Origin of the sequence: Chryseobacterium taklimakanense (genome assembly GCF_900187185.1) — a bacterium.
Classification (GTDB): Bacteria; Bacteroidota; Bacteroidia; order Flavobacteriales; family Weeksellaceae; genus Planobacterium; species Planobacterium taklimakanense.
Genome location: NZ_LT906465.1, coordinates 574880 through 591383, shown reverse-complemented (window position 1 = coordinate 591383; position 16504 = coordinate 574880). Strand labels below are relative to the sequence as shown.

Sequence of the window (16504 nt, the reverse complement as noted above, 5' to 3'; positions counted from 1 at the left end):
ACGCAAAGCCCGAAAACGTTATGCGATATTTTATGAAAACCGTTATTAATAGAACATTTCTGATTTTAATTCTATTTGCAACCATAAATATGTTGTTTGGACAGAATTTTAAATCTAAAATTGACGAAAATATATATTTAGAAAGGAAAAACAATCTTTATGGAATTGTAGACAGTTTAAATAAAACAATAATTCCTTTCAATTATGATTTTATCGAATATAAAAATTCAGTTTTTATCGTCAGAAAAGGCGACAACAATGGAATTGTAAATATTGAGAATAAAGAAATTATTCCATTACAATTTAAATACATTCTTCCCAGAGATAATAATCGTTTTATACTTTGGACTAAAAATTCAGAATTCGGCTTAACTGATACTAGTGGAAAAATTATACTTCCAGTAAAATATAAAAGAGTTTCATCAAATAAAAATGATGATTTTTATTTAACAGAAAATAAAAATGGTTATTGTGGAGTTTTCGATATCAACGGTAATATGATTTTTCCTGAAGAATACATTTTTTATACAGAAGATAATTATAAAATATTTGCAACAAAAAATAATAAACCATTAATTTTAGACCTTTTAAATCCCACAAATACAATTGTTTTAGATGAGAATATTTCATTTGTAAATACAGCAAGACACTTTTCAGTTGACGAAAAATATTATCAAATCATAAAACAAAATAATAAATATGGTTTAATTAATTCTATGAATGAAATTATTATTCCTGTAAAATTTGACAATTTAATTTCATCACAAAATTGGAGATATTTTATAATTGAACAGAATGGTAAAAAAGGCTTAATAAATACCGACAACAAAATAATTAAAGAACCTAAATACGACAAAATACAATTGATGAAAGAATATATCATATTAAAAACAAAGGGTAAAAAGGATGAATATTACTCTTATGAATATTAAAAAAACATCGCATAACATGGGTTTTGCAAGATGCGGGGTTGAAGGAAATCTCAGAAAATTTGTAAGCAGTAACCGCAAAAAACCATTTCATTTTTTTTTGTAAATTTGAAAAAAATGAAAATGGTTTTTGCTAGAGATTGGTTCTCCTCCCGACTTTCGGTTTGCAGTAGCCCGCACCTCGCAAAGCCCCTTTCCCGTTATGCGTAATGCTATCAAAACTCCCGTAGAAAATGGAAACAATAAGAAAATACTACAAACCAATTCAACCGACAGTTTCTAAAAATGACGGAGAAATAACTTATCAAGAAATTCATCCAAAAAACGAAATCCAAAATTTTGTTTACTGTTTTTGGCAACTGAAAACCAAAAGAAAATTATCAGAAGATTTCAATTATTGTGTTGTTTCTGATGGTTGTATTGATATTTTTTTTGACAATAAACAACCTGAGGAGAGTTTTGTTATGGGATTTTGTAGAAAATTTACTGAATTCAACATAGGAAAAGAGTTTAATTATATCGGCATTCGTTTTTTGCCAACTGCTTTTCCAATATTATTCGGAATAAACGCTAAAAAATTGAGTAATCACTCACAGGAACTGAAAAATATAAATCCCGAAATTTATAATTGGATATGTTCCGAAATAAAACCAAGAACTTCATTTGAAGATATTTCAAAAAAATTGAACAAAAAATTTCTAGAGGTTATTCATAATCAAAACATAGAATTAGACCAGCGTTTTTTGAACTCACTAATTCTAATTTTTCAAAAAAAAGGTTTCTTAGATACAGAAAAAGATTTGGATACAGGTTTAAGTGCTCGACAATTACGAAGAATTTTTGATTACTATATTGGAACAACAGCAAAATCTTTTAGTAACGTTATTCGCTTTCAATACATTTTAAATGCAAAACCTTCCCAACAAAGTTTGAAAAATAATAAACTTTATTTTGACGTTGGTTTTTTTGACCAAGCACACTTTATTAAAAACTTCAAAACATTCTATGGAATAACTCCTTCCGAAGCGTTCCGTTAGTTTGTCCGATTTTTACAATTCCAGCTGTTAATCTCAAACTAAATTTGTAAAACAAAATCGATTATAATGAAAACGATATTATTAACCGCATTTGTTTTGCTTTTTGGAATTTCAAATGCACAAACTACAAACAAAATGAAACTTAACGCAGGAATTATTACAGAAAAATTAAGTGAAACCAAAAAATTCTACAAAGAAGTGTTGGACTTTGGAGTGAGTTTTGAAAATGAATTTTATATTCTTTTGCACACACCAAACAATTCGTCAGAAATCAGTTTTTTGCAACCGAACCATCCAAGTCAAAAACCTATTTTCCAATCAGCATTTAACGGAAAAGGTGTTTATTTGACTATAGAAGTTGAAAATGTGGACGAAATTTATAAAAGGCTGAAAGAAAAAGGTGTCTCAATGGAGTTTGAAATCCGAGACGAACTTTGGGGCGACAGACATTTTGCAATTAAAGACCCAAATGGAATTGGAATTGACATTGTAACTTATACAAAACCAGCAGACTAAAAGCACTACGGATAACATGGGTTTGGCAAAAGCGGGGCGGAGTGTTATCACTTAGAAGATTTCAGCACTTTTAGCCGCAAAAAACCATTACGTTTTTTTATTTTTTGTAATTTTGAAAAAACGAAAATGGTTTTTGCTAAGTTCGGGTTTAGTTGGAAGTTTTGTCATTCTTAGCCCCGCCTTCGCCAAGCCCTTTCCCGTTACCTGCAATTCCCCTACTCGAAAACGAAGTTGTTTTTAGCCGCTAACGAGATAAAGTCTGTACTTCATATTACTATCTTAAATTCTTTGTTCTTATCTTAGTAATCGCTCCTTGAAAAGACCGGTTTAAGCAATGGTGTTTAAAAACCCGTCTGCAATTCAGGTAAGATTGCACAAAAGTCTTTGGTAGTAATACTTCAGACGGCGTTAGTTTTTAATGGCGAGTCTGCGATAAGCAGATATCCCGCTCAGAATAATTTCAAATTTAGCAAAGTGCAGTCCTTGGAGCTTTTTATTGGTTTAATTATAGTTTCCCCCAAATTTTGGACAGCAAATCATAAAAGTTAAGTTTGATTTTGTATGTTTTGGGTAGCAGGCGACAAACTTCAACTTAAACTGCGAATTGAATTTTATTCACGAAGGTTTTATTTTGTTAATGGAGTTCATGATGTGCTTCGCAGTTTCTCTATGTGACGTATTGTAAATTTAATAGGTTTTTTCCAATTAAACCCACTGTCCGATCTTCGGGGGGAACTATGTGAAGTTTTTCTTAACCAAAAATTAGCATTTTCTTATAATTTAATTGGTCTTTAAAGCCTTATCTTCGTAAATTAGTAGGTTGTAACCTTCAAACAAAACTTCAGGTCTATGCAAAACGTTCTGCCACACACGCTTTTTTCCGAACAGGATGTTTATCTTTTCAGGGAAGGTAAGCACTACCGCCTTTATGATAAATTCGGTTCACACGCTGCAACTGTTGAAGATCAGGATGGTACTTATTTTGCAGTTTGGGCACCCAACGCAAAGGAGGTTTCCGTCATTGGAAACTTCAATGGCTGGCATTCCGGGGTGCATAAGCTGTATCCGCGCTGGGACAGTTCAGGAATTTGGGAAGGCTTTATTCCCGGCTTATCCTGGGGCACGGTTTACAAATATGCGATCCGCACCGGCAAAGGCGAACTTTTAGAGAAAAGCGATCCCTACGCCCTGAGCTGGGAACAGAATTTACAGGCCGCATCACTCATTTCAACAACGTGGTTCGAATGGAATGATGACAGCTGGATGGCAGACCGCTGGAAGAGAAACAGCCTTGAAGCACCGCTTTCCGTATATGAGCTGCACTTGGGCTCGTGGATGCGCAGTCCGGACAATCCGGAGCGTTTTCTGAGTTACCGCCAGATTGCCGAAAGTTTGGTGCCATACATCAAAGAGATGGGTTTCACGCACGTAGAATTCATGCCGGTGATGGAACACCCGTACGAACCCAGTTGGGGCTACCAGATCACGGGGTTCTTCGCAGCCAATTCGCGTTTTGGTTCACCCCAGGATCTCATGTTTTTAATCAATGAACTTCACAGAAACGGAATCGGCGTCATTTTGGACTGGGTTCCCTCGCATTTCCCGGGCGATGCCAATGGTCTGCATTATTTCGACGGCACCCATCTTTACGAACACGAAGACCCAAGGAGAGGCTTCCATCCGCAGTGGAATTCCCATATCTTCAATTATGGCCGGCCGGAAGTGAAGTCGTTTTTAATCTCCAATGCGATGTTCTGGCTCGACCGTTACCATGCAGACGGTCTGCGGGTAGATGCCGTAACCTCGATGCTTTACCTTGATTATGCCAGGAAAGAAGGCGAATGGATTCCGAATATGTTTGGCGGAAATGTGAACCTGGAGGCCAAAGATTTTTTGCAGGATTTAAATACCGCAGTTTATAAGGATTTTCCGGATGTGATTACAATTGCCGAGGAAAGTTCAGATTTCCCGATGCTTACAAAACCCGTACACCACGGCGGAATCGGGTTCGGAATGAAATGGATGATGGGCTGGATGCACGATACGCTGAAATACTTTAAGGAAGATCCCATAAACCGGAAATACCACCACAACAAGCTCACCTTCCCGTCAATGTATATGTATAATGAAAATTATATGATGCCGCTTTCCCACGATGAGGTGGTGCACGGCAAGGCGAGCATGATCTATAAAATGCCCGGCGACGAGTGGCAGAAATTTGCCAACCTGCGGGCGCTCTACACCTATATGTACACGCAGCCGCCTGCCAAACTGCTATTTATGGGTAATGAATTCGGACAGACCAGCGAATGGCGTTTTGCAGAATCGCTCGACTGGCATTTGCTGGAACATAAGGTGCACAAGGGTTTACAGGAATTCGTGAAAGACCTTAACCACCTCTACCGGGACGAAAAATCGCTCTTCGAAAACCAGTTCAGTCCCTGTGGTTTTGAATGGGTGGAGGCTAACGACGGCAACAACTCCATTTATATTTACTTAAGAAAAGGGAAAGAGGAGGACGAGGTGACGATGACCGTGCTCAACCTGACGCCACGGGTTTTTGATTATAAAATCGGTGTGAACGAAGGCACAAACTGGGAAGTGATCCTGAATTCCGATGATGAAAAATACGGCGGCAGCGGTGTGAAGGCAGAGATCATTGACGAAGAAGATGATGAGTGGATGTACCGCCCGAATGCCATTATACTGAAACTTCCGCCATTGGCAGGTGTGGTTCTAAAACAAAAGAAAACGCCTGAAGGAAGGAAAAAAGCAGCCGCAGAAACTTCAGAAATCAAAGACGGAAAGAAACCGGCGGCAGGAAAAAAACCTGCTAAAACCACTGCGAAAAAGGCTGCAGTGCCTGAAGAAACCCGGCAAAAAGTTTCAAAGCTGAAAAAAGCAGCCGGTGAAGCTGCAAAAGAAATTAAACCGAAAAAGACAGTATAAACCACGCACTACCAAACTGAACCTGAACTTTGAATCCTGAACACCAGATGTTATGAAAATTTTTCACCTTTCCATGGAGTGCTATCCGGTCGCCAAAGTCGGCGGGCTCGGTGATGTGGTAGGCGCTTTGCCGAAGTATCAGAATAAGATTGAAGGAATCGATGCTAAAGTGGTGATGCCCTGGTACAACCGCCAGTTCGTGCACGATCACGATTTCGAGACTGTTTTCGACGGTTTTATCCATCAGTCGCACCATATGTTTCAGGTGCAGGTAATGAAGGAGCGAGGAAATACTCTCGGTTTTGAACTTTATCTGGTTAAAATCCCCGGGCTTCTGGATCGCGACAATCCGTACGGGTACTGGGATGAGAGCCAGCAGTTTCTGGCCTTTCAGCACGGCGTTTTGCACTGGCTGAGCGCGATGAAGATCCGCCCGGACGTTTTGCACTGCCACGATTACCATACCGGCCTGGTTCCGTTTATGGTGGAGCACTGTCCGGAATTCCGTTTCCTGAAAGGGGTAAAAACCATCGGTACCATTCATAACGGTGAATATCAGGGGCAGATGAAATGGGAGATGCTGAATTATTTCCCGTGGATAAATGGTGAAACCAATCTTGGGCTGCTGGACTGGGCCGGAATGATCAATCCGCTCGCTGCGATGCTGAAATGCTGCCACGCTTTCAATGCGGTGTCAGGCGGTTATATGGAAGAACTCTATCACAGTCTGCGGGGCCTTGAAACGCTTGTGCAGCAGGAACACGCGAAAGCTTACGGCATCATTAACGGGATTGACACTGAAGTCTGGAATCCGGAAACCGATGATATGCTTGATTTCAATTATGGAAAAGAGGACGCAGAACAGGGCAAACGCAGGAATAAAATCGAAATTTGTGAAGAGTACGGCTTAAATCCCGATTTACCGCTCATCGGATTCATCGGTAGGTTCGCCGGTGAAAAGGGGGCTGATTTGCTGCCGGAAATCGTGTGGAAAAGCATCCGGCAAACTCACGGAAAATTAAACATCATCGTTCTTGGCTCCGGTGATAAAGATACTGAAAACCGTTTGAAAGACCTGGATGATCACTTCAGCAATTTTGCTCTGGATCTGGGTTATAAAGAAGCCCTGTCGCACAGGATTTATGCTTCGGCAGATTTCCTGCTGATGCCTTCCAGGGTAGAGCCGTGCGGGCTTAACCAGATGTACGCCATGCGCTACGGCACCATACCGGTCGTTCGCTATACCGGCGGCCTCAAGGATACGGTGCAGGACATTACCACAGGTGGTGCGGGACTCAATTTTGCATACCCAAGTGCTGACGACGCGGTGAATGCTTTACACCGGGCGCTGAATATTTACGCGGATAAAAAACTGATGACAAATCTCATTGCCGCCAATATGAATTTCAATTTTTCATGGGAAAAATCTGCTGAAAATTATGTAAATTTATACAGGAAATAATCAGTAAAATTATACGCGATTAAAATCATTAAATAAAAATATGAATCCCAACGTTCTTTCAATTGTTTTAGGCGGTGGCAGAGGCACCAGGCTTTTTCCGCTCACTTATTCCCGCTCCAAACCGGCAGTGCCCATTGCAGGCAAATACAGATTGGTAGACATCCCAATTTCCAACTGTCTGAATTCGGGTTACAACAAAATACTTGTGCTGACGCAGTTCAACTCCGCTTCACTCAATTCACACATCAAAAACTCTTACAATTTTGATATTTTCAGCAGAGGGTTTGTCGATATTCTCGCAGCAGAGCAGAACGTGGAAAACGATCAGTGGTACCAGGGAACGGCAGATGCCGTACGCCAGAGCATGAAACATATGGATAAGTATGAATACGACCTTGTTCTTATCCTCTCCGGAGACCAGCTGTACCAGATGGATTTCCGGGAGATGGTGGATTTCCATTGCGCAAATGAAGCGGATATTACCATTGCTACCATTCCGGTTAATGCTAAAGATGCGACGGGTTTTGGTATTTTAAAGGCCAGTGAGGCGGGAAACATTGAATCGTTCATAGAAAAACCGGCAGAGGACATCCTCCACGAATGGCGTTCTGAAACCTCAGAAAAAAGCAGAAGTGAAGGCAAGGAATATCTGGCCTCCATGGGAATCTATATTTTCAATAAAAAGGTTCTGAAGAAAATTTTCGGTGAGGATCCGGGAGATGATTTCGGGAAAGACCTGATACCAAACGCAATGAACAACGGTTACAAGACGATGAGCTTTCAGTACGACGGTTACTGGACTGACATCGGTACGATTGAATCTTTTTACCAGGCCAACCTCGATCTGGCACAGGATCTGCCGAAATTCAACCTTTTCAGCACCAGCCCAATCTATACCAGGGCAAGAATGCTCCCGCCGTCTAAAATTATGGGCAGCTATGTGCAGCGTGCCGTTTTTGGGGACGGCTGCATCGTGATGGCCGACAAAATTGAAAATTCCATCATCGGCAACAGAACCCGGATCGACAAGGGAAGTACCGTAGTCAGTTCTTACGTTATGGGTGCCGATTTATATCAGCCAACCGAAGAGATCATGGAAAATGAAAACTCCGGCAAGCCTAATATTGGCATTGGTAAATACTGCTATATCGAGCGCGCCATCATTGATAAAAATGCCAGAATCGGGAATAATGTAAGGATCATCGGCGGCCGCCATTTGCCGGACGGCGATTATGACACCCACTCCATTAAAGACGGCATCGTCGTCGTGAAGAAAGGTGCTACCATCTACGACGGAACGCACATCGCTTAATTTTAAAACCTATAGAAAGAGTGGCCGCAAACGATTGGTCACTCTTTTTTTTATTTTTATTTTTGCGCCATGCGTTGGTTTAAATTTGGAGTTTTGGCAGTGCTTCTGTTGTTGGGAATTTATGCGGCTTCTATGTATTTTGTAGAGGAAAGCAAAACGTTTACTGTGGAAAAGGAAATCAGTTATCCCATCGAAAAAGTTTATCCGCAGTTCAACAATTTACAGAATTTCACCCGCTGGAACCACTACTTCAGCGATTCCAGGAACATGACCATCGATTACTTTTCACCCTACGAAGGGCAGGGCGCAGCCTTGTCATTCAATGATGAAAAAGCCGGTAAGCGGGGCGATATGTTCATCCGCTACGAAAACCCTTTCAGCACTTTAAAATATCAGCTCTTCGAAGGTAAGGAAAGCAACCCCTATCTCATCAATGTTAAATTTAAAATGGTGTCGCCAACCAGGACTAAAATGACCTGGTTTGTGCATACGCCGAAACAGCCTTGGATGAAACGCTCTGTGAACCTTTGGAGTGAAAGCGATTTCGTGGAGAATCTGGATAAAAGTATGGTCAGCCTTTCCAATATTCTCAGCAATAAAGTAGATAAAGACCAGCTTTTAACCTCGATAAAGTACGACAGCCTCATGGTGGAAGAAGCGGAAGGTAACCTCCTTTTAGGCGTGAATGTAAGCACCCCGAACAAAGGCGACCAGCTGATCAAAAATATCGTCCTGAACCATAACAAGGTTTTCAATTTCGTGACGAATGATTTGGATAAGCGTGAAGATGAATTCGGGTTTCCGGTACTGCTTACGGATGCCAATAACTACAGGGATAAGGAAATTGCCTATTTCTACGGCATTCCGCTTTCAAAGAGGATCGGTGTTTCAGACAATAATTTCAGTTTCCTCACGGTGAATCCCTCCAAACAGTATGTCATCTATTTTCAGGGAAACTATAAAAACCGATTGCGCGCCATTCAGGAGCTTTTGCAAAGGGCAAAAAAAGATTCGATGCGCTATGGTGAACTCCAGCAGATGTTCATAGAGCCACCTCACCAAGGGGGCGATGTGAATGTCAAACTTTCGCTGCCCGTCTACAGGTAGTCCGTATTTATTTTTTAAAAAAATGGGGCGAGAAATCCTGTGGCTTTTTCATTAAATAACACATAGTTCCGGACCTTGTTTCACAAAGTGAGATCGGCTACACAAAATCTATCGGTTTCATAGATTTTTTAGGTCAAATAATTACTTTTCCTCATTTATATTTTATAATTTTGTGGTTTAACATTTTATCTGAACAGAAACTGTAAATAATGGACCGATTTTCATTCCTAAACGCAGCCCATTCTCAATTTATTGAGGATTTATACCAACAATATCTGAAATATCCCGATTCTCTAGAGCCTTCATGGAAGGCCTTTTTTCAAGGCTTCGACTTTGCTCTTGAAAACTACGGAGAGGATGACAATTACAGTGCGGCACCTTCGCAGGCACTTAATGCAGCTGCAGTGAATTCATTCTCGCAGAATGGTGAAATCCCGGAAGATATCAAGAAAGAATTTAAGGTTCTCGACCTTATCAACGCATACAGACAAAGGGGCCACCTTTTCACAAAAACCAATCCGGTACGTGAAAGACGGCATTACGAGCCTACGCTGGCAATTGAAAATTTTGGGCTTTCACAGGCAGATCTCAACAAAAAGTTCAACAGTGCGACAGAAATAGGCATGCCGCAGGCGGCCACGCTGCAGGAAATCATCACCAACCTTGAAAAGATCTACTGCGATTCCATCGGTGTGGAATATATGCATATGGAAAGCGTGGAAGAGAAAGACTGGATTCGCAAATGGCTTCAGGTGAATGAAAACCACCCAACACTTTCTGCCGATGAGAAAACAGAAATCCTGCACAAACTTAACCAGGCTGTAGCATTTGAAAACTACCTGCACACAAAATTTGTCGGACAGAAACGTTTCTCCCTGGAGGGTGGCGAATCTTTGATCCCGGCACTGGACCAGTTGATTACCCGTTCCTCGCAGCTTGGTGTGGACGAAGTGGTTCTTGGGATGGCGCACAGAGGAAGGCTGAATGTTTTAACCAATATTTTCGGAAAATCCTACAAACAGATTTTCTCAGAATTTGAAGGTAAAGAGTTTGAAGAGGATGTGTTCTCGGGCGACGTGAAATATCACCTGGGTTCATCCAAAAAAATAACCACGGCGAACGGGGAAGAAGTCGCCATCAACTTAACGCCAAACCCGTCGCATCTGGAAACGGTGGCTTCTTTGGTAATGGGGATCTGCCGCGCAAAGGTAGACCACAAATATAAAGGCGATTACGGTAAAGTGCTTCCAATTGTGATTCACGGTGACGGTGCCATCGCCGGCCAGGGAATCGTTTATGAAGTGGCGCAGATGATGACGCTTGAAGGTTATAAAACCGGCGGTTCTGTTCATATTGTCGTAAACAACCAGGTTTCATTTACCACCAATTATCTTGATGCCCGTTCATCAATTTACTGTACCGATATTGCCAAGGTTACCAATTCACCGGTAATGCACGTGAATGCGGACGATGTGGAAGCGGTGGTACACGCCATCAGATTCGCTGCCGAGTACCGTGCGAAGTTTGGCAAAGATGTTTATATCGATTTGCTGGGCTACAGAAAATACGGCCACAACGAAGGTGATGAACCGCGTTTTACGCAGCCAAACCTTTATAAACAGATTTCAAAACACAAAAATCCGCGTGAGATTTACAAAGAACAGCTTTTCAGCGAGAATGTAGTTTCTGATGAGGTTCTGAAGAAAATGGAAACCGAATTCAAGGCTTTGCTTGATGAAAACTTCGACGCATCCAAAGAAATCCAGAAAAATACAATGGATATCTTCATGGAAGACGACTGGAAGGAGTTCCCGCTTTGCAAAAGAGGAGCGCTTCAGTCTCCTGTTGATACATCATTCGACATCAGTAAGCTGAAAGAGTTGGCCGTTCAGATGTCAACTTTGCCAAAAGATAAAAAATTCATCAACAAGATTACCCGTCTGTTCGAGACAAGACTGAAACAGATTGATGCGAACACGCTGGACTGGGCACTTGGTGAGTGGTTGGCTTACGCAACTTTGCTCAGCGAAGGAAAGGGCGTGAGAATATCGGGTGAAGACGTTGAAAGAGGAACTTTCTCTCACCGCCACGCTGTAGTGAAAACCGAGGACAGTGAAGAAGAATACATCCCTTTGAGACACATCTCAGACTCACAGTTTGATGTTTACAACTCGCACCTTTCTGAATATGGCGTGCTTGGTTTCGATTATGGTTATGCGATGGCTTCGCCAAATACGCTTACGGTTTGGGAAGCGCAGTTTGGTGATTTCGTAAACGGTGCACAGATCATTGTTGACCAGTATCTGGTTGCTGCCGAGGAAAAATGGAAAATCCAGGACGGTCTGGTGATGCTTTTACCACACGGTTCTGAAGGTCAGGGCGCGGAACACTCTTCAGCAAGGCTTGAAAGATTCCTTACGCTTTGCGCCAACGAAAATATGATCGTAGGTAATTTCACGACGCCTGCCAACCTGTTCCACGCACTGAGAAGACAGCTTAAATTCGGCTTTAGAAAACCATTGGTGATCATGTCGCCCAAATCGCTGTTAAGACATCCAAGAGTAATTTCAACATTTGAAGATTTGGCAAACGGGCAGTTCCAGCCCATCATTGATGACGCTGCCGCTGATGCTGCAAAAGTTGAAAAACTGGTGCTATGCTCAGGGAAACTGTACTATGAACTTCTTGCTAAGAAAGAAGAACTGGGCAGGGATGACGTAGCGCTGGTAAGATTAGAGCAGCTTTATCCGATTCAGGAAGATAAAATCGCTGAGATTTTTGCTAAATATGCTAACAGAAAAGAATTGATCTGGGCACAGGAAGAACCTGAGAATATGGGCGCATGGTCTTATATACTGAGAAACTTCCGGGATACCGGAATTCAGGTTATTGCACCGGTTCCGAGCGGAGCACCTGCGCCGGGCAGCCACAAAATGTTTGAAAGAAACCAGACGGCTGTGATCAACAGTGTTTTCGGTACCAACGACGCCCCTAACAGTAGGCCTGTAACAGCATAATTAACGATAATTTAAATTTAAAGAAATAAAAAACTTAAGATATGTCAGTTCTAGAAATGAAAGTTCCTTCACCGGGCGAATCGATCACAGAAGTTGAAATCGCAACGTGGTTAGTAAAAGACGGTGATTACGTAGAAAAAGACCAGCCAATTGCAGAAGTGGATTCTGATAAAGCGACTCTTGAGCTTCCGGCTGAGCAGAGCGGTGTAATTACCCTGAAAGCCGAAGAAGGCGAAGTGGTGCAGGTAGGCCAGGTGGTTTGCCTGATCGATATGGATGCTGCGAAACCTGAAGGCGCAGCTGCTGCACCGGCTGCTGAAGCTCCAAAAGCTGAAGAAAAACCCGCGGAAGCTCCAAAAGAAGAACCTAAAAAAGAAGAACCTAAAAAAGAAGAACCAAAACCTGCAGCAACTTACGCGACCGGAACACCGTCACCGGCTGCTAAAAAAGTTCTGGATGAAAAGGGAATGGAGGCTTCACAGGTACAGGGAACTGGCAGAGACGGAAGGATAACCAAGGAAGATGCTGTGAAAGCTGCCCCTTCTTTCGGAACTGCAGCTTCTACATCGGGTTCCAGAGCAATGACAACTACAAAACTTTCAATGCTCAGAAGAAAGCTGGCCGCGAGATTGGTTTCTGTGAAGAACGAGACGGCCATGCTTACAACTTTCAACGAGGTTGATATGTCTGAGATCTTCAGAATCAGAAAACAGTATAAGGATGAATTTGCAGCGAAACACGGCGTAGGTTTAGGATTTATGTCATTCTTTACCAAAGCGGTTACCAGAGCCTTGCAGATGTATCCGGATGTGAACGCGTCTATCGACGGTGATTTCAAGGTAAATTACGATTTCTGCGATATTTCTATTGCAGTTTCAGGGCCTAAAGGATTAATGGTTCCGGTTCTGAGAAATGCAGAAAATATGACTTTCAGAGGTGTTGAAGCCAACATCAAGGCGCTTGCGGACAAAGTAAGGGACGGAAGCATCAGCGTTGATGAAATGACCGGTGGTACGTTTACCATTACCAACGGTGGTGTGTTCGGCTCCATGCTTTCTACACCGATCATCAATCCACCGCAGTCCGCGATCCTGGGTATGCACAACATCATCCAGCGACCTGTTGCAGTGAACGGACAGGTGGAAATCAGGCCAATGATGTATCTTGCCGTATCTTACGACCACAGAATCATCGACGGCAGGGAATCTGTTGGCTTCCTGGTAGCGATCAAAGAAGCAATTGACAATCCGGTAGAATTCCTGATGGGTGGCGATGAACGTAAAGCACTTGAACTTTAAGAATTAACTGAAACATGATGAAAATCCTGCTGTGAAGAACGGCAGGATTTTTTATTTTGAACTGGGTGTAGTGTATTTCAACGTTAAAGTTTTAATGCTGAAAAAAGTTAGGCAACCTTTTTGTATGTATTTTGCAAATCGCAGATTATGGAGTCCAGGACCACTTCTAATATTCGGGTATCGGTACAGCCGGTTTACGATTATAAAAACAGTTATCCTTCTGAAAACCGCTTTGTTTTCCGGTATAACATCTATATTGAAAATCTCGGTAATATTCCGGTACAGCTTCTTCGCCGGAAATGGCTGATTTACGATGTCGGTTACGGGTTTACGGAAGTTGCCGGGGACGGTGTAATCGGCCTGACTCCTGAAATTATTCCTGACGGCGATTTCAGTTATTTTTCCAATGTAATCCTTCGTTCGGGATTTGGTAATATGACCGGCACTTATACTTTTAGAAATTTAATTTCAAAGGAAATTTTTGATGTTGAAATTCCCAAATTCGCGCTTCATTCGCAGGTTTTGAGTAACTGATTGACACAAAATAACTTCTGCTTAAAGCAGTTTTAAAGAATTTTTCATCACATCAGCCACTTCTTCATTTCTGGTGAGCATCAGTTGGTCGAAGGCAAGCATAGATAATTTTGCACAGACTTCTGCGTCATCACCGGCTCTGTGATGGTTGAACTCAATCTGATGCTGATTGGCGAGATTTTTTAAACCGTAACTGTGTAACCCTTTCCACGATTTTTTGGCCAACTGAATGGAGCAAAGGTATTTTATTTTTGGTTTGAAAAGTCCGTAATAATCCAGGCAGCCGCGCAACACTCCGGCATCGAAACCCGCATTGTGCGCAATCATCAGATTTCCGTACAGCATTTCTTCAGCTTCGTACCAAATTTCATCAAAAGTTGGAGCGTAAAGAACATCTTCCGCTGTAATACCGTGCACCGCAACATTATGGCGGTTAAAGTAAGGGAAACTCGGCGGTTTGATGAGCCAGGTCTTTGTCTCGACGATTTCTCCGTTTTCCACGAGGCAAATGCCCATTTCACACGCTGAATTTCTTTCGTGGGTGGCGGTTTCAAAATCAATAGCGCAAAAATCGAGCATGAAGTTTATGGTTAGATTAAGTTTAATGTTGTCTGAAATGGTGGTGGCGTTACTAAAAATCTGTGTAATCTGCGGGAAAATATCTACAAAATTCTGTTCAGTTCGGTCTGGAACTCCTCAAATTTCGATAAATCGTCGTGGCTGCCGCCTTTAATTTCGATGAATTTCTTTTCGAGTTCAGGTTTTTCGGTGTGAAGCGTTTCAAAAAGTTTTTTTCCGGAATTGATTGGCACTACAAAATCTTTGTCACCGTGAAAATGATATAACGGACAGTTCACTTCGAGAATATTTTTATTGGAATGAAAGTGATAGGTCATTTTTGGCGAAATTTTTTCGGTTGCCGAATTGGGCAGCCAGCGGTTGACAATGTCCTGAAGGTTGAAAAATGTGGCTTCCAGGATAAGTTTTTTAGGTTCGTTATCGGCAGCCATTTTTACTGCGAAGGCTCCGCCGAGGCTTCTTCCGTAAACAATAATGTTTTCTTCGCCGTACTGTTTCTTTAAAAAATCGTAACAGAACTGCGCGTCCGAAAAAAGGTATTCTTCATTTCGTGGGCCGGTGCTTTTGCCGTAATGGCGGTAATCCGGTACAAAAACATCATAACCAAATCCAGTCAGGTCAGAAGCAATTTTTCCCCACCGCACAAGATTGTCCGAATTGCCGTGAAAATAGAGGATGACGCCTTTCGGTTTTTGAATTTTGAAATGAACGGCATTGATCTTACCTTCATTTGGCGTATCGAAAAAATACTCTTCGAAAGCACAGTCAAAACTGTACTCGAAATCCTCCGGAAGTTTTACCGGAAGGAATACGACTTTTTCCTGCAAGTACTGGAAGATTTTTGACATATTTTCGCTTCAAAATTACGATTTTATTCCCTGTGACTCATATTGAGGCTCGTTTGCGAGAAATTAATTTCTTCTCCAGGCTCATCGATGTCCTCAAAAATTTCATTCAGGATCCGGTGATATTCCTTGAATTTATGCACATCCAGATGCCCGGCTTTCAGGATGATGTACAGCCGCGTGTTTTCAGGCTGGATTTCGGAAAGTTCGATCGCGGTTTTTACGGGAACCAGCTGATCATCGCTGCCGTGAATGATTTTGATGGGGCAGCGCACACTTTGCAGATATTTGTAAGTCGGAAAATTAAAATTTACAAAATATTTTGCCGGCAGAAACGGAAGATAGCGCATCACCGATCTTTCGATGCTGTAAATAGGGGAGTTAAGGATCAGGAGCCTCGGATGGTTTCTTGCCGCGAGCATGGCGGCAAACGGTGTTCCCAAACTTCTGCCGTAAACGATGAGCCGTTCCTCGGGAACCTGCTTTTTAACCAGATTATAGATAAACTGGATGTCATGTTTCATTCCGTCGGAAGTCCTTTTGCCGGTGCTTTTCCCGAATCCGCGGTAGTCGAGCATGATCACATCGTAGCTCAGCCGCGTAAAGTCAATCGCAAATTTTCCCCAGCCTTTGATGCTTTTGGTGTTGCCTTTCAGATAAAAGACAATGCCTTTCGGGTGCTCGGTTTTAAAGTGCAGGTAATTGATTTTCACGCCCGGTTCCGTTTCCACCGTCAGTTCTTCAGCGTTCAGGTTATCATAGGCAAATTTGAAATCTTCAGGAAGTTTTTCGGGATGGAAGAAAAATTTCTGCTGGAAAAAATAGATAATCAGCCCCAAACCCAAAATGATGATGAGCACAACTGCCAGGATATTATAGAGGTCGATTTTCATTTCAAAAATAAATGTAGGGAATTTAT

General features: G+C 42.0%; 13 protein-coding genes. 10 read left to right on the top strand and 3 right to left on the bottom strand.

Annotation, left to right across the window (positions count from 1 at the left end; translation table 11 throughout):
* Positions 1 to 32 precede the first annotated feature (32 nt).
* From CKV81_RS02925 to apaG, 10 genes are all read left to right on the top strand, one after another.
* Entirely contained in the window at positions 33 to 932 is a 900-nt protein-coding gene (locus tag CKV81_RS02925) for a WG repeat-containing protein (RefSeq protein ID WP_169842762.1), read from the top strand.
* A 230-nt stretch (positions 933 to 1162) separates the two neighbouring features.
* Positions 1163 to 1966, top strand: coding sequence for an AraC family transcriptional regulator (locus tag CKV81_RS02920; RefSeq protein ID WP_095070258.1), 804 nt, complete (start codon positions 1163 to 1165; stop codon positions 1964 to 1966).
* Between the two features lie 135 nt (positions 1967 to 2101).
* Positions 2102 to 2482, top strand: a complete 381-nt coding sequence (locus tag CKV81_RS02915) for a VOC family protein (RefSeq protein ID WP_095074175.1) — start codon at positions 2102 to 2104, stop codon at positions 2480 to 2482.
* 849 nt (positions 2483 to 3331) lie between these two features.
* Positions 3332 to 5431, top strand: a complete 2100-nt coding sequence (glgB, locus tag CKV81_RS02910) for a 1,4-alpha-glucan branching protein GlgB (protein WP_095070256.1) — start codon at positions 3332 to 3334, stop codon at positions 5429 to 5431.
* A gap of 52 nt (positions 5432 to 5483) precedes the next feature.
* Entirely contained in the window at positions 5484 to 6893 is a 1410-nt protein-coding gene (locus tag CKV81_RS02905) for a glycogen synthase (protein ID WP_095070254.1), read from the top strand.
* Positions 6894 to 6933: 40 nt separating this feature from the next.
* Positions 6934 to 8205, top strand: coding sequence for a glucose-1-phosphate adenylyltransferase (locus CKV81_RS02900; protein WP_095070252.1), 1272 nt, complete (start codon positions 6934 to 6936; stop codon positions 8203 to 8205).
* A 99-nt stretch (positions 8206 to 8304) separates the two neighbouring features.
* Positions 8305 to 9312 (top strand): SRPBCC family protein, encoded by a 1008-nt coding sequence (locus CKV81_RS02895; protein WP_258454591.1) that lies wholly within the window; start codon positions 8305 to 8307, stop codon positions 9310 to 9312.
* A 209-nt stretch (positions 9313 to 9521) separates the two neighbouring features.
* Complete coding sequence (locus CKV81_RS02890) at positions 9522 to 12329, top strand: 2-oxoglutarate dehydrogenase E1 component (protein WP_095070248.1); 2808 nt, start codon at positions 9522 to 9524, stop codon at positions 12327 to 12329.
* A gap of 41 nt (positions 12330 to 12370) precedes the next feature.
* On the top strand, positions 12371 to 13627 hold the full coding sequence (gene odhB, locus CKV81_RS02885; protein WP_095070246.1) for a 2-oxoglutarate dehydrogenase complex dihydrolipoyllysine-residue succinyltransferase: 1257 nt from the start codon (positions 12371 to 12373) through the stop codon (positions 13625 to 13627).
* A gap of 147 nt (positions 13628 to 13774) precedes the next feature.
* On the top strand, positions 13775 to 14161 hold the full coding sequence (gene apaG / locus CKV81_RS02880) for a Co2+/Mg2+ efflux protein ApaG (protein ID WP_185116912.1): 387 nt from the start codon (positions 13775 to 13777) through the stop codon (positions 14159 to 14161).
* Positions 14162 to 14182: 21 nt separating this feature from the next.
* On the opposite strand, the gene CKV81_RS02875 is transcribed toward apaG, so the two are convergent.
* The 3 genes from CKV81_RS02875 to CKV81_RS02865 form a co-directional block, all read right to left on the bottom strand.
* Positions 14183 to 14740, bottom strand: coding sequence for a 3'-5' exonuclease (locus tag CKV81_RS02875; protein ID WP_095070244.1), 558 nt, complete (start codon positions 14738 to 14740; stop codon positions 14183 to 14185).
* Positions 14741 to 14823: 83 nt separating this feature from the next.
* On the bottom strand, positions 14824 to 15588 hold the full coding sequence (locus CKV81_RS02870; RefSeq protein ID WP_095070242.1) for an alpha/beta hydrolase: 765 nt from the start codon (positions 15586 to 15588) through the stop codon (positions 14824 to 14826).
* 23 nt (positions 15589 to 15611) lie between these two features.
* On the bottom strand, positions 15612 to 16478 hold the full coding sequence (locus CKV81_RS02865; RefSeq protein WP_095070240.1) for an alpha/beta hydrolase: 867 nt from the start codon (positions 16476 to 16478) through the stop codon (positions 15612 to 15614).
* Positions 16479 to 16504: the final 26 nt, after the last annotated feature.

Bases quoted from the DNA above. Each gene is read 5' to 3' on its own strand.
- CKV81_RS02865 (WP_095070240.1), bottom strand. From the start codon at position 16,478: ATGAAAATCGACCTCTATAATATCCTGGCAGTTGTGCTCATCATCATT.
- CKV81_RS02915 (WP_095074175.1), top strand. From the start codon at position 2,102: ATGAAACTTAACGCAGGAATTATTACAGAAAAATTAAGTGAAACCAAA.
- CKV81_RS02920 (WP_095070258.1), top strand. From the start codon at position 1,163: ATGGAAACAATAAGAAAATACTACAAACCAATTCAACCGACAGTTTCT.
- CKV81_RS02875 (WP_095070244.1), bottom strand. From the start codon at position 14,740: ATGCTCGATTTTTGCGCTATTGATTTTGAAACCGCCACCCACGAAAGA.
- apaG (WP_185116912.1), top strand. From the start codon at position 13,775: ATGGAGTCCAGGACCACTTCTAATATTCGGGTATCGGTACAGCCGGTT.
- CKV81_RS02925 (WP_169842762.1), top strand. From the start codon at position 33: ATGAAAACCGTTATTAATAGAACATTTCTGATTTTAATTCTATTTGCA.
- CKV81_RS02900 (WP_095070252.1), top strand. From the start codon at position 6,934: ATGAATCCCAACGTTCTTTCAATTGTTTTAGGCGGTGGCAGAGGCACC.
- odhB (WP_095070246.1), top strand. From the start codon at position 12,371: ATGTCAGTTCTAGAAATGAAAGTTCCTTCACCGGGCGAATCGATCACA.
- CKV81_RS02870 (WP_095070242.1), bottom strand. From the start codon at position 15,588: ATGTCAAAAATCTTCCAGTACTTGCAGGAAAAAGTCGTATTCCTTCCG.
- glgB (WP_095070256.1), top strand. From the start codon at position 3,332: ATGCAAAACGTTCTGCCACACACGCTTTTTTCCGAACAGGATGTTTAT.
- CKV81_RS02890 (WP_095070248.1), top strand. From the start codon at position 9,522: ATGGACCGATTTTCATTCCTAAACGCAGCCCATTCTCAATTTATTGAG.
- CKV81_RS02905 (WP_095070254.1), top strand. From the start codon at position 5,484: ATGAAAATTTTTCACCTTTCCATGGAGTGCTATCCGGTCGCCAAAGTC.